A 23380-nucleotide genomic window follows, 5' to 3' on the forward strand; every position below is an offset into this window, starting at 1 on the left:
TCAGGCGGTCGGGGCGGCCGCGAGCAGGCCGGCCTCGCGCACGATCTGCTCGATGCGGTCGGCGACGTCGCCGTCGAGGGCCCGCACCGGGAACGCCATGGTCGGCGCGTCGATCAGGCCCTGGAGCGCGACCGCGGCCTTGAACGAGCCCACCCCCGCGGCGTCGCCCGAGCGGCCCGCGGCCTGGAAGACGATCTCGAAGAGCGCGGCGAGGCGGTCCTGCTCGCGGCGGGCGCCCGCCCAGTCACCGGCCTGCGCGAGGTCCCACAGCCGGGCGTAGCCCGCGGCGTCGACGTTGCCGAGCCCGGGCACGACGCCGTCGGCCCCGAGCAGCAGCATGCCGTCCACCACGACCTCGTGGCCCGTGAAGAGCGCGAGCGGCGAGCCGGCCGCGGCGTTCGCGGCGACGAGGCGGCGGAAGCCGACGTCGTCGCCGGACGAGTCCTTGACCCCCGCCAGGACGCCCTCGGTGCCGAGCCGCACCAGCAGGTCGTGGCCGAGCTTGACCTTGACGCGCACGGGGATGTCGTAGGCGAACACCGGCACGTCGCTCGCGGCGGCGATCGACCGGAAGTGGTCCTCGATCTCGGCGGCGTCGTTGATCGCGTAGACGGGCGCGGTCGCGACGACGGCGTCGACGCCGGCCTCGACGACCATGCGGACCTGCTCGACGACGCGGGCGGTGGTCAGCTCGATGACGCCGGCCATGACGGGCACGCGCCCGCCGACGGCGGCGACGACCGTGGTGACGGCCAGGCGCCGCTGCTCGTCGGTGAGGTACGCGACCTCACCGGTCGAGCCGAGCACGAAGATGCCGTGGACCCCGTGGGTGACGAGGTGGTGCGTGAGCCGCTCGAGCGAGGGCACGTCCACCTGACCGTCGGCGGTGAGCGGGGTGACGATCGGCGGGACGATCCCGCGGAAGCGTGCGGTGGACATGGTGGAGCTCCTTCGAGAACACGGGCGGGCGGGCCGCCCCGGGTGGGGCAGGACGGGTCGGACCCGTCCGGGTGAGTCAGGCTGGGAGCAGCGCGGACGCTGCACTGCGTCGCCTCAGAGCAGCGCGGGCGCTGCGCCGAGGAGGGTGCGGGTGTAGTCGTCGCGCGGTGACGCGAAGATGTCGGCCGACGGGCCGTGCTCGACGACCTTGCCGCGGTTCATCACGACGATCTCGTCCGAGACGTACCGCACGGTCTGGATGTCGTGCGAGATGAACACGAGGCCCAGGTCGAGCTCGGCCTTGAGGTCGGTGAGCAGGTTGAGGATCTGCGCGCGCACCGAGACGTCGAGCGCCGACGTCGGCTCGTCCGCCACGATCACGTCCGGCTCGAGCGCGAGCGCCCGGGCGATCGCGACGCGCTGCCGCTGGCCGCCCGAGAGCTGCGTGGGCAGGGCGTCGAGGACCGACGTCGGCAGCCCCACCATGCGGATGAGGTCGCGGACGCGGGCCTCCCGCTGCGAGCGGGTGCCGATCCGGTGGACGTCGAGCGGGTCGCGCAGCGCGTCGCGGATGATCATGCGCGCGTTGAGCGCCGTGGCGGGGTCCTGGAACACGACCGAGACGACGCGACCGATCTCGCGCCGGACGGGCGCCGAGAAGCTCTCGATGCGCCGGCCCTTGAACCAGATCTCGCCCGAGGTCGGGCGCTCCAGGCCGACGAGGATCTTCGCCGTCGTGGACTTGCCGCTCCCGGACTCCCCCACGATCCCCAGCGTCTTCCCCCGCCACACGGCCAGGCTCACGCCGTCGACCGCGGCGACGCGCTCGGCCTTGAAGAGCGAGCCGGTGCGCGACTTGTAGATCACGCGCACGTCCTTGAGCTCGATCACGGGCGGGTCGACGTCCTTCACCGGATCGCTCATCGCGTCGCTCCGATCGTCACGACGGGCTCGTCGCCGGCGTGCGCTGCGTAGTAGTGGTCGGTGCCGGGGATCTGCCGCAGCTCGGGCCGCTCGTCGAGGCCGAGCTCGGGGCGCGTCGACCGCGGGGCGAACCGGTCGCCCTTCGGGAAGTCGCGCGGCGACGGGACCGTGCCGGGCACCTGGTGGAGCCGGGCCGAGCCCGCCTCGATCGAGAGCACGGCGCCGAGCAGCCCGCGCGTGTACTCGTGCACGGGCTGCACGAGCAGCTCGCGCGTGGTGGCCTGCTCGACGACCTGGCCCGCGTACATCACCGTGATGCGGTGGGCGAGCTCCGCGACGAGCGCGAGGTCGTGGCTCACGAACACCAGGGCGAACCCCAGCTTCTGGCGCAGGTCGTTGAGCAGGTCGATGACCTGCTTCTGGACGGTGACGTCGAGCGCGGTGGTCGGCTCGTCCGCGATGACCAGCTTCGGGTCACGCGTCAGCGCCATGGCGATGAGCACGCGTTGGCGCTGACCGCCCGAGAGCTCGTGCGGGTAGCTCTTGAGCGTGCGCTCGGGGTCGAGGCCGACGAGCTCGAGCAGCTCCTCGGCGGTGCGCGTGCCCCCGCGCTTGGTGAGCTGGCGGAGCTGGCTGCGGATGAGCATCGACGGGTTCAGCGAGCTGAGCGCGTCCTGGTAGATCATCGCCATCTCGTGGCCCCGCAGCGCGTTGCGCTCGCTCGGCCTCATGGTGAGCAGGTCGCGACCGTTGTAGAGGATCTCGCCGCGGATCTCGGCCTTGCGGTCGAGCAGCCCCATGACGGCGAGGGACGTGATCGACTTGCCGGAGCCCGACTCGCCGACCAGCGCCATGGTCTCGCCGGGCCGCACCGAGAACGACAGGCGGTCGATGACGTCGACGTCGCCGTGCCGCTCGGGGAAGCGGATCGACAGGTTCCTGACCTCCAGCAGCGGCGGCACGTCGGCCGTGAACTGCAGCCGGCTCTCGCGCTCCCACTCGACGGCCCGCAGGTGCGCGAGCCGCTCGTCGAGCGGGACCTCGGCGCTCGCGTGGTGGACCGCCGGGTCGGTCGCGAGCACGACGTCCTCGCCCTCGGCCGCGAGGAGCTGGGCCTCGGCCTTCGTCTCCGCGACCTTGGGGGCCGCGGCCTTCGGGGCGACCATCGCGTCCGTCATGCCCTCGGAGAGCACGTTGAGGCACAGGACCGTGAGCATGATCGCGAGACCGGGGAAGAACGTCGCCCACCAGTACCCGCCCATGACCAGGTCACGACCTGCGGCGATGACGTTGCCCCACGACGGCGCGGGGTCCGGGACGCCGGCCTGGATGAAGGACAGCGACGCCTCGAAGACGATGGCGTCGGCGACCAGGACGGTCGCGAACACCAGGATCGGCGCGATGCAGTTGCGCGCGACGTGCTTCGCGAGGATCCAGGTGGTCCGGGCACCCATCACGCGCGTCGCGGCGACGTAGTCCTCGCCGTACTGCGCGAGGATGTTCGCCCGGATGACGCGGGTCAGCTGCGGCGTGTAGAGGAACGCGATCGTGAGCACGAGCACGGGCAGCGACCGGCCGAACACCGTCACGAACACGGCGGCCAGCGCGATGCCGGGGAACGACATGACGATGTCGAGCACCCGCATGAGCGTCTCGGAGACCCACTTGCGCGACGTGGCGGCGATCGAGCCGAGCACCGCCCCGGCGGCGAGCGCGACCGCCGTCGCCCCCAGGCCGATGACGAGGGAGTAGCGGGCCCCGTAGGTGAGCCGCGAGAAGATGTCGCGGCCCTGGCGGTCGGAGCCGAACCAGTTCTCGCCGCTCGGCGGCTGCACCGGGGTGCCCGACGCCAGCGGGTTGTGGGTCGCCACGAGGGGGGCGAAGATCGCGGCCAGCGCCACGACCAGGACGAAGGCCAGCGCGACCTTCGAGCCGAGCGGCAGGGCACGCAGACGGAGGCCGGGAGCGGAGAGCCGCTCGGTCAGGGTGCGTCGCATGTCAGACCGTCCTGATCCTCGGGTTGACCAGCACGTAGAGCAGGTCGACCACGATGTTGATGACCACGAACGCGAGGGCGACGGTCAGCGTGACGCCCTGGACGAGGTTCGGTTCGTTGTTCGTCACGCCGTTGAGGATCAGGGTCCCCATGCCGGGCAGCGCGAAGATGATCTCGATGACCACCGCGCCACCGATCAGGTAGCCGACGCGCAGGCCGAGCACCGTGATGGGCGTGATGAGCGCGTTGCGGAGCACGTTGCGCCCGACGACGACGCCGCGCGGGACGCCTGCACCGACGGCCGTGCGCACGTAGTCGCGGTCGAGCTCCTCGACCATCGCGGTGCGGACCACGCGGATCAGGGAGCCGGCCACCGGCACGCCGAGCGCGAAGGCCGGCAGGGCCATGCGGGAGAGGAAGCCGACGGGGTCCTCGGTGACCGGGGGCAGTGCGCCGCTCGCGGGGAGCCAGTCGAGGCCGAGGGTGAAGCCTTGGATCAGCAGCACGGCGAGCCAGAAGGACGGGGTCGCGACGGCGGCGATCGACAGGACGCGGATCACCTGGTCGACCCAGCTGTCGCGGTAGAGCGCGGCGAGCACACCGAAGATCAGCGCGCCGATGACGGCGATGACCAGGCCCAGGAACGTCAGCTGGAGCGTGATCGGGAAGGCGCGAGCCACCTCGTCGACGACGGGCTGCTGGCGGGCGCTGAACGTGCCCAGGTCACCCTGGACCATGCCGACCAGGAAGTCCCAGTACCGCACGAAGAGCGGCTCGTCGAGCCCCTGCGCGGCGCGGTAGGCGGCACGGGCCTCGAGCGAGGCGCCCTCGCCGAGCGCCGTGATCGCGGGGTCGACCTTAGAGAACTGCATCACCACGAACACCAGCAGGGTGATGCCCAGGACCATCAGCGGCAGCTGCAGGAGCCGCCGGCCGGTCAGGCGTAGGAGAGCGGCCACGCTCTTCCTCCTCTTCGGTGGTCGCCGCAGCGTCGCGGCCGACCGGGTGGAGCGGGGCGGCGGTGCCGCCCGGGGCCCGACGGGTTGCGTCGGGCCCCGGCGCGGGCCGCCTGCGGGCTACTCGATGACGCCGACGTCCAGGAAGGACAGTCCGGTCAGCGGGACGGGTGCGAACCCGGACAGTCGCTCCGAGTCCCACGCGGTCGGGAGCTGGCGGTGCAGCAGCGGGTAGAGCGGCACCTGCTCCGAGATCAGGTCGAACGCCTCGTTCCAGAGCTCCTGCTGCGCGTCGCCCTCGGCCTGAGCGGCCTCGTCGAGCAGCGCCGTCAGCTCGGCGAACTTCGGGTCGTCGTTCCAGCGGTAGCGGCTCTTCGACCACACGTTGTCGCCGTACCACCAGCGCATCAGGAGGTCGGGGTCGTTGCCGAACACCGACGGGTCGCCGGGGGCGACCATCACCTGCAGGTTGCCGGCGTCCACCTTGGTGTACTGGCCGCCGGACTGACCGATGTCGAGCGTCGTGCTCACGCCGATCGCGTCGAGGTCCTCCTTGATGAGCGGCGCGACGTCGGCCACCCAGCCGGTGTCGGTCGTCAGGAGCGTGATGTCGAGGTTCTCGACGCCCGCCTCGGCCAGGAGCTCCTTGGCCTTCTCGGGGTCGTACGTGTAGACCGTCGAGGCCTCGTTGTAGTTCGGGTGGCTCTCGGGCAGGAAGCTCGTCGCGGGCGCCGCGTTGCCCAGCAGCCCGTTCTCGATGATCTTGTCCATGTCGAGCGCGTAGAGGAAGGCCTGGCGCACGCGCGGGTCGTCGAACGGCGCGAGGTCCGTGTTGAACATCATGAACAGCAGGCCGAAGGACTGGACCGACTCGACGTCGACCGTGCCCTCGAGCGACGGGATGTCGATGTACGGGACGTCCTCGATCGCCTGCACGGTGCCCGAGCTCATCGCGGTCACGCGGGCGGCCGGGTCGGAGAGCAGGTTCCAGTTCATGCCGGCGGCCAGCGCGGGACGGGTCCCGGTGTAGTCGTCGAACCGCTCGAAGACGATCGAGTCGTCCGGCGTGGCGGAGACGATCTTGTACGGCCCGGTGCCGATGGGGAGCGCGTTGAAGGACTCGTAGTCGCTCTCGACGACGGCCTTCGGGACGATCTTGACGACCGAGAGGCGCTCGGGGACCAGGCTGAACGGGTACGCGAGCTTGATCTCGACCGTGTCCTCGTCCACCGCCGTCACGTCCGAGATGAACCGGATGAACCCCGCGTAGAGGGAGTTGTTCGCCGGGTCCATGACGCGGTCGAAGCTGAAGACGACGTCCTCGGTGGTGACCGGGCTGCCGTTGTGGAACACGGCGCCCTCGCGGAGGTCGACCTGCCACGTGGTCTCGTCGACCTGGGTCGGGAGCTCGGCGCCCAGGGCCGGCAGCACCTCACGGGTGACCGGGTCGAGCTCGGTGAGCCCCTCCATCGTGTGCCAGTTGGCCGCGACCGTGACGGCGCCCGTGGTGATCATCGGGTCGAAGCCACCGCTGAGCGTGTAGGAGATGCCGGCCTCGATGGTTGCGTCGGGGTTGATCTCCCCGGCCGCGGCCTCGCCGCCGGGGGTGGCGCCGGTGTCGTCCCCCGAGGTCCCGCCACCCGTGCAGGCGGTGAGGACGAGGGCAGCGGACGCCACGAGGGCGGTCAGGGCGAGCCCGCGCCGAGCGGGTCGGTTCGGCGACCCGGCCAGTATCTTCTTCATTGAATGCTCCTGACAGATGACGTCTGATGTCTGACGTAGTACGTTGGACACTAGAACCCACCGCCCCGAAAGGTCAAGCAGATGTCGATCGCGGACCGCCCCGTGTTCACCGGCGCGCAAGGTCGGCCCCGCGGGCTCGCGTCGTCACGCCGGGCGACGACCGCGGACCAGATCAAGGACTTCATCCTGACCCAGGGCCTCAAGCCCGGCGACAGCCTCCCGACCGAGTCCGAGCTGTGCGAACGCCTCGGCGTCTCGCGGTCGAGCGTGCGCGAGGCCATCCGGACCCTCACGACGCTCGACATCGTCGAGGTCCGCCACGGCCACGGCACCTTCGTCGGCGAGATGTCGCTCGGCGCGCTCGTCGAGGCGCTCGTCTTCCGCGGGGTCCTGAGCCCGGGCGACGACCTGCGCGCGCTCCGCGAGGTGCTCGAGGTGCGGCAGGCGCTCGACCTCGCGGTGGCGGAGAAGATCACGGCGGCGATGCGCGGCACGTCCAACGCGCACCTGCACGAGCTCGTCGAGGAGATGGTCGAGCTCGCCCAGGAGGGCAAGACCTTCGCGACGCAGGACCGCGCGTTCCACACCGAGCTGCTCGCCGGCATCGACAACTCGCTCGTCGGTCAGCTCGTGGCCGCCTTCTGGGACGTGCACACCGCGGTGCTCCCCCGCCTCGGGCTGTCCCTGCCCACCGACCTGGAGGCGACGGCCCGGGCGCACGGCGACATGCTCGAGGCCGCCGAGGCCGGCGACGCCGAGGCGTTCCGGCGCTCCGTCGTCGCGCACTACGCCCCGCTCGAGCGCAACATCGCCCAGGCCCGGCGCACGCTGGCCGCTCCCCGGGAACGCGACGGGGAGCGCGACGGGGAGCGCGACGGGGAGGCGACGGCGTGACCCTGCCCGTCGCCGTCGCCGTCGTCGGCACCGGCGACTTCGCCCGCCAGCACCTGCTCGCGCTCGCCTCGATCCCCGAGGTCGAGGTGCGCTGGGTCGCCGGGACCGACCTCGCCCGGGCGACCGCGCTCAGCGCGCTCGTCCCCGGTGCGCGGCCGACGACGGACGTCGCCGGTGCGGTCACGGACCCGGCGGTGGAGGCGGTCGACGTCGTCACGGCCACCCCGGGGCACGCCCCGTGGACGATCGCGGCGGGGCGCGCGGGCAAGCACGTGCACGTCGAGAAGCCGGCTGCCCTGTCGCTCGCCGACCTCGACGAGATGGTCGCCGGGACCGAGGGCAACGGGGTCGATGGCACAGGGACGACGCTCATGGTCGGGCAGACGGTCCGCTTCCAGCCGGCCGTCACCGCCCTGGCCGCAGCGGCGCACGCCGGGCAGATCGGGGACCCGCGCCTGCTGCACGTCACCTGGTACACCGGGCACGCCTGGCCGATGGGCTGGCGCGCGTGGCACCTGGACCCGACGCTCTCCGGCGGGCACCCGGTGCACAACGGCACGCACATCATCGACCTCGCGACGTGGCTGCTCGGCGCCCCGCCGGTCGAGGTCTTCGCGCGCGGCTTCCCGACGTTCGCGCCGGACATGCCGATCCCCGACAGCTTCCACGTCCAGGCCCGCACCGCCGACGGCGCGCTCGCGACGCTCGAGCTCTGCTACGCGCTGCGCCGCCGCGGCGACATGCTGCGGCGCGTCGTGCTGGTCGGCACCGAGGGGACGCTGCGCCACTCGACCGAGGAGGAGCCGGGTCTCGTGTCCGACGCCGCCAAGCCGGGTCCGGTGTCTCTCGAGGGCGCGCTGCGGCTGCAGCTGGCGCACTGGATCGACGTGGTGCGCGGGCGCGCCGAGGCGGTCGTGAAGACCGCCGAGGTGCGGGGCGCGCTCGCGGCCGCCCTCGCGGCGCAGCGGTCGCTCGAGACCGGCCGGCGCGTGCACGTGTCGGAGATCGAGGGGTACGACGGGGAGCGGTCGTCCGCTGCCCGGGCCGGAGGTGCCGCATGAGCAGCCTGCGGATCGGGTTCGCGTCGGGCGTGCGGCACGCGGCCGACTACCTGCGCATCCTCGGCGACGACCCGCGCGTCGAGCTCGTCGCGGTCACCGAGGAGCCGGACGCCCCGGAGTGCATGCGCGCTGCGTCGCGCGCCGCCGCCGAGACCGCCGGGGTCCCGTACCGCGAGGCGCCGGACGCGCTGGCCGAGGCGGGCGCCGTCGACGTCGTGGTCGTGTGCGCGGAGCCGACGCGGCACGCGCGCCTGGCCCTCGCGGCGCTGGGGGCCGGCGCGCACGTGCTGGTCGACAAGCCGCTCGCGACCACGCTCGCGGACGCCGACGCGCTCGTTGCGGCCGCGGAGCGCGCCGGGCGGGTGTGCGCCGTCGTCAACCGCACGCACGCCCCGGCCCTGCGCCGGGCCCGCGCGTGGGTCGACGCCGGGCACATCGGGCTGCCGCGGCACCTCGACCTCGAGTTCTTCGCGTCGGGCGCGCACTTCGGCACGTCGGTCGAGCGGCCCGAGCTCGTCGTCGACCGCGAGCTGTCCGGCGGCGGGGAGCTGATGAACTTCCTCGGCTACCTGGCCGACGCCGTCCACCACCTCACCGGGCTCGCGACGCGCGAGGTGCACGCGTTCGCCGCGCCGCTCTTCCTGCCGACGCACGTGGAGGCGGGTGTGGAGGACGCCGCGGTCGTCACGCTCGCGCTCGAGCGCGGTGTGACCGCGACCATCACGCTCGGCCGGATCCCGTACGCACCGGGTGGCACGCCGACGACGTCGTCCATCCGGTTGCTCGGCTCGCACGGCCACGCCGTGGTCGACGACGAGCAGCCCGCGGTCACCCGCTTCGGCGCCGACGGCACGACGACGTCGGCCCCGGACGCCGGGCAGGTCGCGCTCGAGGCGTACCTGCGGCACGTCGTGGACGCGCTGGTCGCGGGCGGGGTCCCGGACTACACGGCCGTCGACGCGCGCGCCGCGGTCGCGGTGATCGACGCCGCCTACCGCTCCCTCGAGACGGGCGACGTCGCCGACGTCCGCTGACCCCTTCGCCGAGTTGTCGGAGCGGGGTGCGCCTCCAGGCGCACGTACCCCTGACCACTCGCGAGCCCCGACGTGTCAGACGCAGCGCGCGCCCCCACCCGCGCCCGGCCTGACACGTCAGCCGGGTCCCGACGTGTCAGACACAGCGCGCGCCCCCACCCGCGCCCGGCCTGACACGTCAGCCGGGTTCAGCCGGGTTCGTCCGCGTAGTGGGACGAATCGCGCGCGCGACTTCACATCAGACATCTGACGTCATACGGTCGTCGTGCGGCGTAGGCCGCGTTCCATCAGGGGAAGGAAAACCAATGACGTTCTTCCGACGCGCCACCCGGCGCGCAACGGCGGGTCTCGCGCTCGCCGTCGGCCTCGTCGGCGTCGCACCGCTGGCCGCGAGCGCAGACGCTCCACCGGCCCGCGACTACGACGCCAAGCCGATGTGGGCCGGCCAGCCGTACTACGCCGAGCAGCAGCTCGCGACCAACGGCGAGGGCGGCTTCCCGAACTACCGGATCCCGGCGCTCACCGTCACGAACGACGGAGACGTGCTGGCGTCCTACGACGGCCGCCCCACGGCGGCGGACTCGCCCGGTCCCAACTCGATCCTGCAGCGCCGCTCGACCGACAGCGGCGGGACGTGGGGGGAGCAGACGGTCATCCAGGAGGGCAAGACCACCGCGCCCATCGAGGGCTACTCCGACCCGAGCTACGTCGTCGACCGCGAGACGGGCGACATCTTCAACTTCCACGTGAAGTCGTTCGACGCCGGCTTCGGCTCGTCGCGGCCGGGCGTCGACCCTGAGGCGCGCAACGTGATCCAGGCGGAGGTCAGCGTCTCCCGTGACAACGGCTACACGTGGCAGGACCGGGTCATCACGGCGGACGTCACGGCCGACCTGAGCTGGCGCTCGCGCTTCGCGGCGTCGGGCCAGGGCATCCAGCTCAAGTACGGCGAGTACGCGGGCCGCCTGCTCCAGCAGTACACGATCATCAACGGCGAGGGCACCTTCCAGGCCGTGTCGGTGTACTCCGACGACAACGGCGAGTCGTGGCAGGTCGGCGAGCCCGTCGGCGTCGGCATGGACGAGAACAAGACCGTCGAGCTCTCGGACGGGCGCATCATGCTCAACTCACGCGACTCGCAGCGCTCCGGCTTCCGCAAGGTCACGATCTCCGAGGACGGCGGCCAGACCTACGGCGAGGTCGTGATCGACCGCGAGCTGCCCGACCCGACCAACAACGCCTCGATCGTGCGCGCCTTCCCGAACGCCAAGGAGGGCACGGACAAGGCGAAGGTGCTGCTGTTCTCGAACGCCGGCTCCTCGACGCAGCGCGCCAACGGCGTCGTGCGGATGAGCTTCGACGACGGCGAGACCTGGCCCGTGGCCAAGGTGTTCCAGCCGGGCGGCATGGCGTACTCGACGCTCGCGACGCTGCCGAACGGCAACATCGGGCTGCTGTACGAGCCCGAGTCCGGCAACGGCGGCATCCGGTTCGCCGAGTTCAACCTCGCCTGGCTCGAGGGCCTGGCCGCGCCGATGGAGATCGCCGACGTCGCGACGAGCAGCGGCTCCACCGTCGAGGTCCCGATCACGATCACGAACCAGTCGGGCCGCGCCCACCCGCAGGCCGGGCTCACGCTCGACCTCCCCGAGGGCTGGGCGCTCGAGGGCGTCACGCTCCCGAAGCTGCGCCCCGGTGCCACGGTGAACGCCGTCGCGCGGATCACCGTCCCGGCCGGAACCGCCGCGGGCACGTACGACGTGACCGCACGCCTGACCTCGATCGGCAACTCGACCGAGGAGTCGTTCACGGTGACGGTCGACCTGCTCGACAAGACCGCGATGACCGCGACGGCGTCGAGCGAGAACCCGTCCTCGGGTGAGGGCGCGGCGCAGGCGATCGACGGCAACCTCCGCACGCAGTGGCACTCGGCCTGGTCCACCCAGCCGCAGCCGGCGCAGCCGCACGAGCTGACGCTCGATCTCGGCGCCACGTACGAGGTCCGCGCCCTGCACTACACGCCGCGCCAGAACGGCGTGAACGGCCGGATCGGCGCGTACGAGGTGTCCGGCAGCGCCGACGGCGTCACGTGGGGCGAGGCGCTCGCGACCGGGACGTTCCCGGCCGGCACGGCCGTGCAGCGCATCGCGTTCGACGCCACCGAGGTCCGCTACCTCAAGCTCGTGGCGCTCGACGCGCTCGACGGCTCGCGGTTCGCCTCGGTCGCCGAGCTCGACGTCGAGGGCACCCGCTGACCGCACCCTGATCCACCGCGACGTCCGCACTCCGTGGGGTCACAGCCCCACGGAGTGCGGACGTTGCGGCACGCTGGAACCGTCACCGACGTCTCCACCGGGAGCGTCACGTTGCTAGGAGGCTCGCCATCGAAGTCATCATCCGGCCCGACGCCGAGGACATCGCCCGCATCGTGGCGGACGCCTTCACCGGCCTGCTGACGCGCAAGCCCGACGCCGTGCTGGGCCTGGCGACCGGGTCGAGCCCGCTCAAGGTCTACGACGAGCTCGCGCGGCGGCACGACGCGGGCGAGGTCTCGTTCGCCCGGGCCCGTGCCTTCGCGCTCGACGAGTACGTCGGCCTGACCCCGGACCACCCGCAGCGCTACGCGAACGTCCTCCAGACGGAGATCGCGGGCCGCGTCGACTTCGCGCCCGGCGCCGTGCAGGCGCCTGACGGCCTGGCCGACGACCTGCCCGCCGCGTGCGCGCAGTACGAGGCCGCGATCGCGTCGGCCGGCGGCGTCGACCTGCAGATCCTCGGCATCGGGACCGACGGGCACATCGCGTTCAACGAGCCGGGTTCCTCGCTCGCCTCGCGCACGCGCCTCAAGACGCTCACGGCGCAGACCCGCATCGACAACGCCCGCTTCTTCGACGACAACGTCGACGCCGTGCCACGGCACTGCCTGACCCAGGGCCTCGGCACGATCATGGAGGCCCGGCACGTCGTGCTCGTGGCGACCGGCAGCGCCAAGGCCGAGGCGGTGCACCGCATGGTCGAGGGCGCGGTCAGCGCGATGTGGCCCGGCAGCATCCTCCAGTTCCACCGCCACGCGACGGTCCTGGTCGACGAGGCCGCGGCGAGCCGGCTGCAGCTGAGCTCGTACTACCGCGCCGCCTACGAGGGGAAGCCCGACTGGCAGGGACTCTGACGTCTCCGCGCCGCCGCGACGTCCGCACTCCGTGGGGCTCTGACCCCATCGAGTGCGGACGTCGCGCGTGGGGTCAGGCGTCCCGGCGGCGCATCAGGACGGCGGCCGCGACCAGCGGGACGACGGCGTAGGCCGCCACCACGAGCAGACCGGCCGTCGCCGTCAGCGGGCTGCCTCCGAGCTCCGACATGTCGCCGGTCGACAGGAACGCGCTCGCCGCGGGCAGCGGCAGGTAGCTGACGATCGTCTCGACCCAGTCCAGGGTGATGAACCCGAGGGTGCCCGGGAGCAGCAGGAGGACGGTGAGCGCCACGGTGACGGTGCCCGCCGTCGAGCGCAGGACCGTGCCCACCCCGAGCGCGAAGAACGCCGCGGCGACGAGGAAGTAGACCGTCCCGCCGAGGATCTGCCACGTCTGGGAGTCGTCGAGCGCGGGGACCAGGTCGTACGTCGTGAGCTGGGGCGTCGTCACGAGGTACGACAGCGCCATGCTCAGCAGGGTGACGACGGTCGTGACCACGGCGAGCACGATCGCCTTGGCGGCCAGCACCGGGAGCCGGGTGGGCACGGCGGCCAGCGTCGACCGGATCATGCCCGTCGAGTACTCACCGGTGACCAGGAGCGCGCCCAGCACCGCGATGGTGACCACCCCGATCTGCGAGCCGCCGGAGACGATCTCGGCGCCGTGCATCTGGGCGAGCGCGGGTGCGGTGAGCGGGTCCTCCGCCATGACGTCGAGCGACATCGCGGCGGCGAACGAGACGAGCGTCATGATCGCCACGGTCGCGCCCAGCACCCACCAGGTCGAGCGCAGCGACAGCAGCTTGATCCACTCGCCACGCATGACGCCCGCGAACGTGCGGTGGGCGTTGAGGGTCGGGAGCGCGGCGCGCTCCGGGACGACGGCGGCGGGAGCAGCAGCAGCGACGGCGCTCATCGGTTCTGGCCCTTCTGGGTGGCGGTGCCGGCGGAGGTGTCGGTGGCGACCGGGGCGGCCGCGGTGGCGTGCGAGTGGTACTCGACCGCGTCCTGCGTGAGGTTCATGTAGGCGTCCTCCAGGCTCGCCTTCTGGGGGCTCAGCTCGTGGATCGGGATGCCGTGCGCGGCCGCGGTGTCGCCGACCTGCGCCGGCGTGAGGCCGTGCAGGTCGATCGCGCCGTCGTCGGCGGGGGTGAGGGTGACGCCGTCCCGCTCCAGCAGGCGGGCCAGCTCGGGCAGGCGCGGCGAGCGCACGCGCACCGTCGCGCCGATCACGGAGTCGATGACCTCCTGCACCGGGCCGGCCGCGATGATCCGGCCGCGGCCGATGACCAGCAGCTGGTCGGCGGTCTGCGACATCTCGCTCATGAGGTGCGAGGAGAGGAACACCGTCCGCCCCTCCCCCGCGAGCAGCCGCACGAGCTGGCGCACCCACTGCACCCCCTCGGGGTCGAGGCCGTTGACCGGCTCGTCGAGGATGAGCGTCCGCGGGTCGCCGAGCATCGCCGACGCGATGCCGAGCCGCTGCCCCATGCCGAGCGAGAACCCGCCGACCCGCTTGTGCGCGACGCCGGTCAGGCCCGTCATCTCGATGACCTCGTCGACGCGCTTCGTCGAGATGTTGTGCGTCGCGGCCATCGTCCGCAGGTGCGACCGCGCGCTGCGGCCGGTGTGCACGGCCTTGGCATCGAGCAGCGCGCCGACCTCGCTGAGCGGGTTGCGGTGCTTCGCGTACGGCTTGCCGTTGACGGTCACCGTGCCCGCGGTGGGCCGGTCGAGTCCCACGATCATCCGCATGGTCGTGGACTTGCCGGCGCCGTTGGGTCCCAGGAACCCCGTGACGGTGCCGGGTGCGATGGTGAAGCTGACGTGGTCGACGGCGGTCTTGTCGCCGTAGCGCTTGGTCAGCTCGTGGGCCTCGATCATGACGCTGCCTCTCGGGAGGTCGCTCGGCCGGTCCGGGCGGATCGGCCGTCCTGCTGGGGAGCGCCGCCGCCCGCGATGCGCAGGACGACGTTGCCCTTCTTGCGCCCCGCGTCGACGAAGCGGTGCGCCTCGGCGACCTCGGAGAGGTCGTAGGTCCGGTCGGCGACCGCCCGGTAGCGGCCCTGCTCCGCGAGGGCGACCACGAACGCGAGGTCCTCGGCCCGCCACGGCCCGGGGCCCGCGACGAGCCGCTTCCCGCGTGAGCGGCGCCGCGTCGCCGCCCGGAGCAGCCCCGGCAGGTCCGTGATCTCGCGGTGGGTCCCGCGGCAGACGGCGGTCACCCGCGCCCCGGCGTGCGCCGCGAGCTGCACGACCGCCGTGCCCACGGCACCGGACGCGCCGGTGACGAGCACCGTGCTGCCGGCCCGGAGGTCCACCTGCCGCAGGAACGCCCGCGCGGTGATCCCGCCGAAGACGAGCGTCACGGCCTCCTCGGACGTCATCCCGCGCGGCGTGCGCGTGATCGCGCCGCCCTCGGGCACGACGGCGTACTCCGCGTGCCCGCCGCACCGGCCGCCGAGCATCGCGACGACCTCGTCACCCGGGCCGAAGCGCGTGGCACCCGGGCCGACGGCCTCCACGACACCGGCCACGTCCATGCCGAGCACGCGCCGGCTCGGACGGAACGTTCCGATCCCCGCCGACGCCAGGACGCGGAGCCCGCGCGGGACGTCGCGGCTGCGAGCGCGGTGGTCGGCGGCGCTCACCGTGCTCGCGTGCACCCGGACGAGCACCTCGCCCCGGCCGGGCGCGGGCGTCGGCACCTCCTCGACCCGCACGACGTCCGGACCGCCGAACCGGCGGTACACCGCGGCCCTCATCGGGACACCTCGTCCCAGGAGGTCGCGCCGAACCCCGCCGTGACGGGCGACGGCCGGAAGCCCTTGATCACCAGGTAGAGGCCCAGCGAGAGCTCCCAGAAGAAGATCCCCGGCAGGGCGAGCGCGGAGAGCAGGGAGAGCTGCTCGTTGACGCCGAACATCGTCGCCGTGTTGGACGCCAGGAGGAGCGGCACCCCGACGAGCCCCATCACGGGGATCGCCCGGGGCACGAGCCGCGACCGGTACATGAGGGTTCCCAGCAGGAGGGCGTTGGCGGCCGCGAGGCCCGGTCCGAACAGGAACGTCCAGTCGCGCACCGCGACGAGCGCGGCACCCGTGGTGACCAGCGCGTCGGGGTCCGCACCGGCGGTTCCGCCGAGGTCCTGCCGGAGCGTCACGACGGCGAGGAGGCTGACGATGCCGACGAAGATGATCGCGGCCTCGAGCACCCGCGCGGCGACGAAGCCGAGTGCGAGCGCCTCGCTCTGCCGCTTCACCACGGGGAAGAGCACCACAGCGGTACCGATGCACGCGAGCGCGTTGACGATGTCGAGCAGGGCCCCGAAGGTCACCCGGGTGTCGGCGCCCGGGCCGACGACGTACTGCGGGTCGTTCAGCACCGGGTCCAGGACGAAGACGGCCGGGATCGACGCGAGGAACGTGACGAGGTACAGCGCGCCGGCGAGCAGCGCGATCCTGCGGAGCGACCGCGTTCGGACCTCCGCCGTCGTGGTGCGCGGCGTGGGGGGTGCGGCGGTGGCCATGGTGGTGTCCTCTCGGAGAGCGGGGGTCATCGGGGTGTGGTGGTCGGGGTCGCCGGGCCCTCGGCGCCGTGCGGGCCCGCCGACGTGACCGAGAGCAGGGGCAGACCGGTGTCGCGCAGCTTCTGCAGCACGCCGTGGAGCGCTGCCTGGTCGGCGAGCGGACCGTGGAGGGTGGTGGTGCCGTCGGGATCGCGGCGCAGCTCGAGCCCGTCGAACCACGCGATCCAGCGGGCATCGAGGTGACCCCGGACGCGGATCTCGTACCGCTGGCTCATCGCCGTCTCCCCTGTCGTCGCGCCTGACGTCTGGTCAGTGCTCGCAACGTAGGGGCGGGGGTGGTGAGGGCGGATCACCAGGTGTGGTGATCCGGGTGGTGATCCTGTGCCCGACGACGCGGGACGGGCTCAGCCCGCGGGGGGCACGAGGCCCAGCTCGTGCGACCGGCGGACCGCGGCCCGGCGGCTGTTCACGCCGAGCTTGGCGTAGATGTTCTTCGTGTGGGTCCGCACGGTGTTGAGCGACACGACGAGTCGCCGGGCGATGTCGGGGCCGTCCAGGTCGGTCGCCAGCAGCCGGAGGACCTCGAGCTCACGGGCGCTCAGCGGCTCGACCAGCCCCGGCTGCGCAGCGGGCCCGACGACGTCGGACGCCTGCGTGGTCGCGCCGAGGACCCGACGGGTGTACTCGGGCGCCACCCCCGCACGGACGGCCGCGCGCAGCAGCGCGGCCATGGGCGGCCCCTCGTCCGCGAAGACCCGGACGTAGCCCTCGGGCTGCGCGAGCGCGAGCGCGCGCCCGAGCGAGCCCAGCGCGGCCGCGCCGTCGTCCTGCGCCTGGTGAGCGAGCGCCTGCAGCACGAGGACCTCGAGGACGGTCCCGACCCGGTCCCCCTCCTCGGCGGACCGCAGCAGCCGCTCGAGGAGTCGCACCGCCGCGTTGAGCGGGCTCTCGGCGGCCGGTCCACCGCGCGACCCGGCCGGCTCCGCATCCCCGGCCGCGTGCTGGGCGAGCAGCACCCGAGCCAGCGTGACGTGCTCGAGCTCGCGGAGGTAGACCAGGTCGTCGTCGACCGTGAGGCCCCGGTCGCGGACCCACGCCACGGCGGCGTCGAGCCGTCCGGCCGCGACCCAGGCGCGCGCGCGCCACGCAGCGACGGGCTGCACCTCGGGGAACATGTCGCCGGCGTACAGCCGCTCCGCCTCGTCGAGCAGCGGGAGGGCGCCGAGCGCGTCGCCCTCCGCGAGACGGAGCCGCGCCGTCGCCACGCGCGACCGGTACGGGTTCTGCGGCAGTCCGAGGTGGTCGCCGAGCGCTGAGCTCGTCGCCAGGTGGTGCCGCGCGGCGTCGAGCTCGCCGCGCTCGCGGAGCACCCCGCTCAGCCCGACGTGCATGTCGGCTGCGCCGCGGAGCAGCGGGGAGCCGTGCGCGGTCGCCACCTGCAACGCCCGCTCGTAGGTGCCGATCGCGTCCCGCAGCCGACCCTGGGTGATCCGGATGTCGGCGAGGGCGATCGAGCACCCCAGCGTGTCGGCGTACAGCCCTGCCCGCTCGAGGTTCGCCACCGACTCGGACCACCACCGGTGGCTCGACGCCAGGTCGCCGCTCGCCCAGTACGCCAGCCCGAGCAGCCCGGCCGCCGACCCGCGCTCGGCCGCGTCCTGCGGCCCGGTGACCTCCAGCACGCTCCCGGCGTGCGCGATCGCGCCGGTCACGTCGCCGCCCAGACTCGCGAGTGCCGCGCGGTAGAGGGCGACGCCGCCTCGCACGCTGCGCACGACGTCGGCGGCCGGGCCCGTGACGTCGGCCCCGGCGTCCGCCCGGGCGACGTGCCCGGCGTCGAGCGCCTCGAGCCAGCGCTCGGCCACGCGCGGGTGCGTCTCCACGCCTGCCGGCTCCCCGTGCTGGAGGAGCGTGCCGGCGAACACGAGGCTCAGCAGGGGCCGGTCGGCCAGCACGTCGTCCGGGACGGCCTCGAGCCAGCGACGGAGGGTCGTCTCCTGGCGGGCCTGGCGTGTCGCGGGCACGGCACGCTCGACGAGGTCCGCCGCGCGCTCGTGGTCCGCGGCGGCCGTCGCGTGGCGGATCGCCTCGGGGAGGTCGCCCGCGTGCTCGTACCAGCCGCTCGCCCGCGCGTGCAGCTCGCGGACGCGGTCGGGCTGCTCGTCGAGCAGACGGGCGTGCAGCACGTCGGCGAAGAGGTGGTGGTACCGGTACCAGCGGCGCCGGTCGTCGAGCGGGACGAGGAACAGGTTCGCGCGGTCGAGCTCCTCGAGCCGACCCCGCCCGCCGACCTGCCCGGTCACGGCGTCGACCAGCGGCCCGGTCAGCCGGCTCAGGATGGAGGTCTCGAGCAGGAAGTCCCGGACGTCGTCGGGCAGGCGTTGCAGCACCTCCTCCACCAGGTAGTCGACGATGTAGCGGTCGTCCCCCGCGAACCCCGTGATGAAGTCGCGCGCGTCGGCGCGTCCCTGCATCGACAGCGCCGCGAGCTGGAGCGCGGCGATCCAGCCCTCGGTCCGGCTCTCGAGGGCGGCGACGTCGTCCGCGGTCAGCGCCAGCCCCATCACCTCGGTGAGGTACGAGGCCGCCTCGCCGGCCGTGAACCGCAGGTCGGCCGCGCGGACCTCGACCAGGTCACCACGCCCCCGGAGCCCACCCAGCGGCAGCGCGGGATCGGCGCGTCCGGCGATGACGAGGTGGACGTGCCGGGGCAGGTGGTCGATCAGGAACGCCATCCCCTCGTGCACGTCGTGCGACTCGACCACGTGGTAGTCGTCGAGCACGAGCACGACGTCGTCGGGCACGGCCTGGAGGTCGTTGAGCAGGGTCGCGAGGACCTCGTCGCGCGACGACTGCGGCGACCCGAGCAGCGCGACGGCGCGGACGCCGACGCCGGGTGCCGCCCGCTCGAGCGCCTCGACGAGGTAGCGCCAGAAGACCGCGGGGTCGTTGTCGCGCCGGTCGAGCGAGAGCCAGGCGACGGCGCGGCGGTCGGTGGGCGCGACCGTCAGCCAGTCGGCGAGGAGCGTCGTCTTGCCGAACCCGGCGGGCGCCGAGACGAGGGTCAGCGTGGCCTCCGCACCACTGTCCAGGCGGGCTGTGAGCGCCGGGCGCGACACCACGCTGCGCCGTCGTCGGGGGACGTGGAGCTTGGTCTCGAGGATCGGGCCCGTCATGGTGACCTCCCTCGCTCTCGCGGTGACACCGACGCGAGGCTATCGTGGCTTCACAGTGAAACCAGACGTCTCCGACGCCTCGGAGACCGACACTCTCAGCGCCTCCCAGAGAACAGAGCACCGACGATGCCCACCCTGACACTGCGCCTCGACGACGACACGGCTCAGGCCCTCCGCCAGCAGGCCGAGCTCGAGCACCGGTCGATGAACGACGTCGCGATCCTGGCGATCCGCGACCGGGCCGCGTTCACCGCGCGCCGAGCGGCACGGACCCAGATCATCGGTCACCTGATCGAGGACAACCGCGAGCTGCTGTCGCGCCTGTCGAAGTGAGCCACGCGTACGCGTACCCGGACATCGCCGATGCCGAGGACATCTGCCAGCGGCTGGGTCTGCAGATCCGCGACGTCGGAGCGCTCGCCTCGGCGCTCGCCCGGCCGGCTCAGGTGGTCTGGGGGGTCGAGGCGTACGAGGGCATCCATCGCAAGGGCGCAGCGCTGCTGGACGCGATCAACCGCTCCCACCCGTTGCACGACGGCAACCAGCGCCTGTCGGTGCTGCTCGTGATGCTGTTGTACGCGCTCAACGGCCACACGCTCACGATCGACCCGGTCGAGGGTGACGCCTACATCCGGCAGGTCGCCGGGGATGTGCATCTCGAGCTGGACGACCTGGCGAAGTGGCTCGAAGAGCGCGCCACGGTGCTGTGACTGCCAGGCGCGACATCGAGCTCGCCGGTTACTCACGAATTTGCCTGCCACTACCGTCGCGATCAGCCGCAGAGCTGATCGACAAGTCCCTGCTCAATCGGCTTCGGATACCTACTACCAGCGGCTCGCATGAGCAGCGCGTCGCCACGGATATGCCCGAGGCTCATTCGCACGCCGAAGTGCTCAAGAATTGCTGTAGCCGTGTCGTTGACCGCCGACGGATCAAGGTTTGGGTACCGGCTGTTGACGTACAGCTCGTGATCCCGCATCCCTGCGATCTCGAGCAGCACGCCCTCGGCGGGGCCGCCACTGAGGTACTGGTACCAGCGCGTGACATCGCGACGGTCGATACCTGGCCACGACGCGATGGTCGTCACGACCAACATCGCGATCTGACGGGCCGAGTACGAGTCCATGGCAAACCGCAACGTGGCCACCCCGTCGCGGATGCTCGCGCGGGCCCACATCCGACTCTCGTGCGACGGCGCATTCGTCTCGATCGCCGCCCACCACTCCTGGCCCTCTTGGACGAAAAAGGACGCGACTCGCCTGAGTCCGTGCTGGGCTGCGTCGCTCTCGAGAATGTGAAGGACTTCCCCGTTCAAGCCGGCCGATTCGATGCGCGACGCCAGCCAGTCGATCAGGAGGCGGTCAACGCCGCTTCGGGTCGCGGACCGTGATCGCCTGCGTCAGGCCGTGCGCGTCCTGCGACGAGCTGCCGACGTACACCTGGTACTCGCCCAGCGGGGTCGTCCAGGTGTCGGCCGCGGCGTCCCACACCGAGAGCGGGTGGTTCGACGCGTCAGGGTCGATCTCGAGCTTGACCCGCTTCTTCTGGCCAGGCTCGAGCCAGACCTTCTCGAACGCGACGAGCCGCTTGGGCGGCTCCCCCGCCGCGGGGACCCCGAGGTAGACCTGCACGACCTCGGCACCCGCGACGTCGCCGGTGTTCTCGACCGTCGCGAGCACCCGGATCGTCTTGGACCCGTCGGTCCGCTTCGGCGTCGCGAGCAGGCCCGAGATCTCGAAGTCGGTGTACGACAGGCCGTGCCCGAACGGGAACGCGACGCACGGGTTGGAGCCGTCGGCGGCGTGCGCGCAGTCGCCGCTGACGTTGGCGTCGTACCAGCGATAGCCGATGTTCAGCCGCTCCGTGTACTCGACCGTCTGCGCCCCCTCGACCAGCACCCCCGGGAACTGCAGCTCGGACGCACGGTCGATGAAGCCCTTGCCGGCGTAGGGGTAGGTGAACGGCGACTTCCCGGACGGGTTCGCCACGCCGAGCAGCAGGTCGGCGACGATGTGCCCGTCCTCCTGGCCGGGGAACCACACCTCGAGGATGGCCGGGCCCTGCTCCCCGACGAGCGCAGGCTCCAGCTCGACCCCGGCGTTGTCCTTGAGGACCAGCGCGGTCTTCCCGGCCATCGTCGGTGACGCGCCCATGACGGCCGTGATCATGGCGACGGTGTTGCTGTTCCTGGCCATGTTGGTCCCGGCGACCGTGGCGGTGGTGTTCGGCCGGTCGACGTACCAGTCGAGGTTGTCGCCCACCTCGACCCGCTGCTGCCCGGTCGGGTCGGTGAAGGTCGTCCGGTCGGCGCCCTCCTCGGCGATGGTGCCGGCCATGACGACGACGGCGTCGGCGTCGGCTGCCTCGGCCAGCGCGGCCTCGAAGCTGACCTCCACGCCGTCGACCGTCGCGCTGGTGTTCGCGTCGTCGACCAGGACGAGTCGCACGTCGGCCGTCGAGCCGAGGTTCGCCAGGACGTCCTGGATCCCCTCGACCGGCGCCACGGTGTACGTCGGCACGACGTCCGAGCTCCCGCCACCCGCGCCCATGGGCTGGCCGACCATGACGCCGCCCGCGACCGCCTGCTGCGCGTAGACCTGCGACGCCTTGCCGATGACGACGATCTCCTCGACGGTCGGGTCGATCGGCAGCGCGCCGTTGTTCTGCAGCAGCACGGCGCCCTGCGTCCCGATCTCCCGTGCCCGCTCGCCGCCGGCGACGTAGTCGATCGGCGTCTGGACGAGCGGGCGGTCGAAGATGCCGTACGTGAACATCTGCACGTAGCGCCGGTAGAGCGCGCGGTCGATGTCGGACTCCTGGATCTCGCCCGCGTCGAGCGCGGCCGTCAGCAGCTCCGGCGCCCACTGCTGCGGGATCGGCATCATGTGGTCCATGCCGGCGAGCAGCGTGGCCACCGTGCTCTTCGTGGCGAAGAAGTCCGACTGGACGTAGCCCTCGAAGCCCCACTGGTCGCGCAGCACCTCGGTGAGCAGGTACTCGTTCTCGCACGACGAGACGCCGTTGACGTAGTTGTACGCGCACATGATCGAGGCGACGTCGCCGTCCTTGACGGCCATCTCGAACGGCAGCAGGTAGAGCTCGTGCAGGGTCCGCTCGTCGACGGTCGTCTGGATCGTCATCCGGTTGGTCTCCTGCTCGTTGGCCACGTAGTGCTTGGCCATCGCGATCAGGTCCTGGTCCTGGACCGCCCTGATCTCGGCGACCCCCATGGTGCCCGTGAGGTACGGGTCCTCGCCGAAGTACTCGAAGTTGCGGCCGAGCACCGGCAGCCGTGCCAGGTTGAGGCCGGGCGCCTCGAACACGTGCAGGGCCAGGTTGTTCATCTCGGTCGCGATCACGTCACCGAACTGGCCCGCCACCGCGGGGTCGAACGACGCGGCGACCGTCGGGCCCGACGGCAGCGCGGTGGCCTTGGCCGACGACGGGTCCGTGTACGCCGCGTACCAGGGCTTGGTCGGGTCGGTGGCCACCGCCGGGTCGATGCAGTCGTTCTGCCCGACGCCGACGGGCCCGTTGGTGATGCGCAGCGTCGGGATGCCGAGCTCCGCGATCCCGGTGACGTGCCGGCCGCCGTAGCACTGCGGCAGCTCGGGGAGGATCTCGGGCATCGCGCCGGTGAGCTGCTGGAGCTTCTGGTCGAGCGTCATCGCGTCCAGCAGGAGCGCGGCGCGCTGCTCGGGGCTGAGCGAGGTGTCCATCCAGGGATGGGCGGGCGCCGCGGCCTGTGCGCCGACCGCCGGTGCGGTCGCGGCGGTGCCTGCGCCCGCGGCGCCGGTCGTGACGAGCGAGAACGGCAGCGCGGCAGCGAGGGCGAGGAACCCCAGCCGCCGACGCCGGGAGTGTCGGGCCATGTGCGTGGTCTCCTTCGACCGTGGCGGGCGGGGGCGGACCGTGCCCCCTGGCGACGCCTGCTGCGC

Annotated in this window: 20 protein-coding genes; 7 read left to right on the plus strand and 13 right to left on the minus strand. The window is 72.5% G+C overall.

Features of this window, described 5'->3' with window-relative positions:
- The 5 genes from HIR71_RS12135 to HIR71_RS12155 all read right to left on the minus strand — a co-directional run bounded on the left by HIR71_RS12135 (position 1) and on the right by HIR71_RS12155 (position 6558).
- The gene (locus tag HIR71_RS12135; RefSeq protein WP_169325332.1) at positions 1–939 is read right to left on the minus strand and encodes a dihydrodipicolinate synthase family protein; all 939 of its coding nucleotides are present in this window, start codon (positions 937–939) and stop codon (positions 1–3) included.
- Positions 940–1053: 114 nt separating this feature from the next.
- Positions 1054–1863 (minus strand): ABC transporter ATP-binding protein, encoded by an 810-nt coding sequence (locus tag HIR71_RS12140; protein ID WP_169325333.1) that lies wholly within the window; start codon positions 1861–1863, stop codon positions 1054–1056.
- The gene (locus tag HIR71_RS12145; RefSeq protein WP_169325334.1) at positions 1860–3860 is read right to left on the minus strand and encodes a dipeptide/oligopeptide/nickel ABC transporter permease/ATP-binding protein; all 2001 of its coding nucleotides are present in this window, start codon (positions 3858–3860) and stop codon (positions 1860–1862) included. The genes HIR71_RS12140 and HIR71_RS12145 overlap by 4 nt, the downstream gene beginning before the upstream one ends.
- A 1-nt stretch (position 3861) precedes the next feature.
- Positions 3862–4818 (minus strand): ABC transporter permease, encoded by a 957-nt coding sequence (locus HIR71_RS12150; protein WP_169325335.1) that lies wholly within the window; start codon positions 4816–4818, stop codon positions 3862–3864.
- A gap of 117 nt (positions 4819–4935) precedes the next feature.
- Positions 4936–6558: an ABC transporter substrate-binding protein gene (locus HIR71_RS12155; protein ID WP_169325336.1), complete on the minus strand. Its 1623-nt coding sequence runs from the start codon at positions 6556–6558 to the stop codon at positions 4936–4938.
- Between the two features lie 81 nt (positions 6559–6639).
- Here HIR71_RS12155 and HIR71_RS12160 point away from each other — a divergent pair, with 81 nt between their 5' ends.
- The 5 genes from HIR71_RS12160 (at position 6640) to nagB (ending at position 12716) form a co-directional block, all read left to right on the plus strand.
- Positions 6640–7452, plus strand: a complete 813-nt coding sequence (locus HIR71_RS12160) for a FadR/GntR family transcriptional regulator (RefSeq protein ID WP_169325337.1) — start codon at positions 6640–6642, stop codon at positions 7450–7452.
- Positions 7449–8513 (plus strand): Gfo/Idh/MocA family protein, encoded by a 1065-nt coding sequence (locus HIR71_RS12165; RefSeq protein ID WP_211374132.1) that lies wholly within the window; start codon positions 7449–7451, stop codon positions 8511–8513. The genes HIR71_RS12160 and HIR71_RS12165 overlap by 4 nt, the downstream gene beginning before the upstream one ends.
- Positions 8510–9547 (plus strand): Gfo/Idh/MocA family protein, encoded by a 1038-nt coding sequence (locus HIR71_RS12170; RefSeq protein WP_169325338.1) that lies wholly within the window; start codon positions 8510–8512, stop codon positions 9545–9547. Before HIR71_RS12165 ends, HIR71_RS12170 begins: the two co-directional genes overlap by 4 nt.
- Positions 9548–9852: 305 nt before the next feature.
- Positions 9853–11802, plus strand: a complete 1950-nt coding sequence (locus HIR71_RS12175) for a discoidin domain-containing protein (protein WP_169325339.1) — start codon at positions 9853–9855, stop codon at positions 11800–11802.
- A 128-nt stretch (positions 11803–11930) separates the two neighbouring features.
- Positions 11931–12716 (plus strand): glucosamine-6-phosphate deaminase, encoded by a 786-nt coding sequence (nagB, locus tag HIR71_RS12180; protein WP_169325359.1) that lies wholly within the window; start codon positions 11931–11933, stop codon positions 12714–12716.
- Positions 12717–12789: 73 nt separating this feature from the next.
- Here nagB and HIR71_RS12185 read toward each other — a convergent pair whose 3' ends face one another.
- The 6 genes from HIR71_RS12185 to HIR71_RS12210 form a co-directional block, all read right to left on the minus strand.
- Positions 12790–13653, minus strand: coding sequence for an ABC transporter permease subunit (locus HIR71_RS12185; protein ID WP_169325340.1), 864 nt, complete (start codon positions 13651–13653; stop codon positions 12790–12792).
- Entirely contained in the window at positions 13650–14621 is a 972-nt protein-coding gene (locus HIR71_RS12190) for an ABC transporter ATP-binding protein (RefSeq protein ID WP_169325341.1), read from the minus strand. The genes HIR71_RS12185 and HIR71_RS12190 overlap by 4 nt, the downstream gene beginning before the upstream one ends.
- On the minus strand, positions 14618–15502 hold the full coding sequence (locus HIR71_RS12195; protein ID WP_169325342.1) for an NAD(P)-dependent alcohol dehydrogenase: 885 nt from the start codon (positions 15500–15502) through the stop codon (positions 14618–14620). The genes HIR71_RS12190 and HIR71_RS12195 overlap by 4 nt, the downstream gene beginning before the upstream one ends.
- Entirely contained in the window at positions 15499–16266 is a 768-nt protein-coding gene (locus HIR71_RS12200; protein WP_169325343.1) for a DUF4386 domain-containing protein, read from the minus strand. The genes HIR71_RS12195 and HIR71_RS12200 overlap by 4 nt, the downstream gene beginning before the upstream one ends.
- A gap of 26 nt (positions 16267–16292) precedes the next feature.
- Entirely contained in the window at positions 16293–16541 is a 249-nt protein-coding gene (locus HIR71_RS12205; protein ID WP_169325344.1) for a hypothetical protein, read from the minus strand.
- 129 nt (positions 16542–16670) lie between these two features.
- The gene (locus tag HIR71_RS12210) at positions 16671–19442 is read right to left on the minus strand and encodes a winged helix-turn-helix domain-containing protein (protein WP_169325345.1); all 2772 of its coding nucleotides are present in this window, start codon (positions 19440–19442) and stop codon (positions 16671–16673) included.
- 126 nt (positions 19443–19568) lie between these two features.
- Here HIR71_RS12210 and HIR71_RS12215 point away from each other — a divergent pair, with 126 nt between their 5' ends.
- Entirely contained in the window at positions 19569–19775 is a 207-nt protein-coding gene (locus tag HIR71_RS12215; RefSeq protein WP_169325346.1) for a hypothetical protein, read from the plus strand.
- On the plus strand, positions 19772–20152 hold the full coding sequence (locus HIR71_RS12220; RefSeq protein WP_169325347.1) for a type II toxin-antitoxin system death-on-curing family toxin: 381 nt from the start codon (positions 19772–19774) through the stop codon (positions 20150–20152). Before HIR71_RS12215 ends, HIR71_RS12220 begins: the two co-directional genes overlap by 4 nt.
- A 62-nt stretch (positions 20153–20214) precedes the next feature.
- Here HIR71_RS12220 and HIR71_RS12225 read toward each other — a convergent pair whose 3' ends face one another.
- On the minus strand, positions 20215–20619 hold the full coding sequence (locus tag HIR71_RS12225) for a hypothetical protein (protein WP_169325348.1): 405 nt from the start codon (positions 20617–20619) through the stop codon (positions 20215–20217).
- A gap of 184 nt (positions 20620–20803) precedes the next feature.
- Positions 20804–23314, minus strand: coding sequence for a beta-glucosidase family protein (locus HIR71_RS12230; RefSeq protein ID WP_169325349.1), 2511 nt, complete (start codon positions 23312–23314; stop codon positions 20804–20806).
- Between the last annotated feature and the right edge of the window lie 66 nt (positions 23315–23380).

It is taken from the genome of Cellulomonas fimi (assembly GCF_012952065.1).
GTDB lineage: Bacteria > Actinomycetota > Actinomycetes > Actinomycetales > Cellulomonadaceae > Pengzhenrongella > Pengzhenrongella fimi_A.

Excerpts from the sequence above, each read along its gene's own strand:
- HIR71_RS12135 (WP_169325332.1), bottom strand. The coding sequence starts at position 939 with ATGTCCACCGCACGCTTCCGCGGGATCGTCCCGCCGATCGTCACCCCG.
- HIR71_RS12160 (WP_169325337.1), top strand. The coding sequence starts at position 6,640 with ATGTCGATCGCGGACCGCCCCGTGTTCACCGGCGCGCAAGGTCGGCCC.
- HIR71_RS12230 (WP_169325349.1), bottom strand. The coding sequence starts at position 23,314 with ATGGCCCGACACTCCCGGCGTCGGCGGCTGGGGTTCCTCGCCCTCGCT.
- HIR71_RS12200 (WP_169325343.1), bottom strand. The coding sequence starts at position 16,266 with ATGGCCACCGCCGCACCCCCCACGCCGCGCACCACGACGGCGGAGGTC.
- HIR71_RS12155 (WP_169325336.1), bottom strand. The coding sequence starts at position 6,558 with ATGAAGAAGATACTGGCCGGGTCGCCGAACCGACCCGCTCGGCGCGGG.
- HIR71_RS12190 (WP_169325341.1), bottom strand. The coding sequence starts at position 14,621 with ATGATCGAGGCCCACGAGCTGACCAAGCGCTACGGCGACAAGACCGCC.
- HIR71_RS12205 (WP_169325344.1), bottom strand. The coding sequence starts at position 16,541 with ATGAGCCAGCGGTACGAGATCCGCGTCCGGGGTCACCTCGATGCCCGC.
- HIR71_RS12185 (WP_169325340.1), bottom strand. The coding sequence starts at position 13,653 with ATGAGCGCCGTCGCTGCTGCTGCTCCCGCCGCCGTCGTCCCGGAGCGC.
- HIR71_RS12195 (WP_169325342.1), bottom strand. The coding sequence starts at position 15,502 with ATGAGGGCCGCGGTGTACCGCCGGTTCGGCGGTCCGGACGTCGTGCGG.
- HIR71_RS12175 (WP_169325339.1), top strand. The coding sequence starts at position 9,853 with ATGACGTTCTTCCGACGCGCCACCCGGCGCGCAACGGCGGGTCTCGCG.
- HIR71_RS12225 (WP_169325348.1), bottom strand. The coding sequence starts at position 20,619 with ATGTGGGCCCGCGCGAGCATCCGCGACGGGGTGGCCACGTTGCGGTTT.
- HIR71_RS12140 (WP_169325333.1), bottom strand. The coding sequence starts at position 1,863 with ATGAGCGATCCGGTGAAGGACGTCGACCCGCCCGTGATCGAGCTCAAG.
- HIR71_RS12210 (WP_169325345.1), bottom strand. The coding sequence starts at position 19,442 with ATGACGGGCCCGATCCTCGAGACCAAGCTCCACGTCCCCCGACGACGG.
- HIR71_RS12145 (WP_169325334.1), bottom strand. The coding sequence starts at position 3,860 with ATGCGACGCACCCTGACCGAGCGGCTCTCCGCTCCCGGCCTCCGTCTG.
- HIR71_RS12170 (WP_169325338.1), top strand. The coding sequence starts at position 8,510 with ATGAGCAGCCTGCGGATCGGGTTCGCGTCGGGCGTGCGGCACGCGGCC.
- HIR71_RS12215 (WP_169325346.1), top strand. The coding sequence starts at position 19,569 with ATGCCCACCCTGACACTGCGCCTCGACGACGACACGGCTCAGGCCCTC.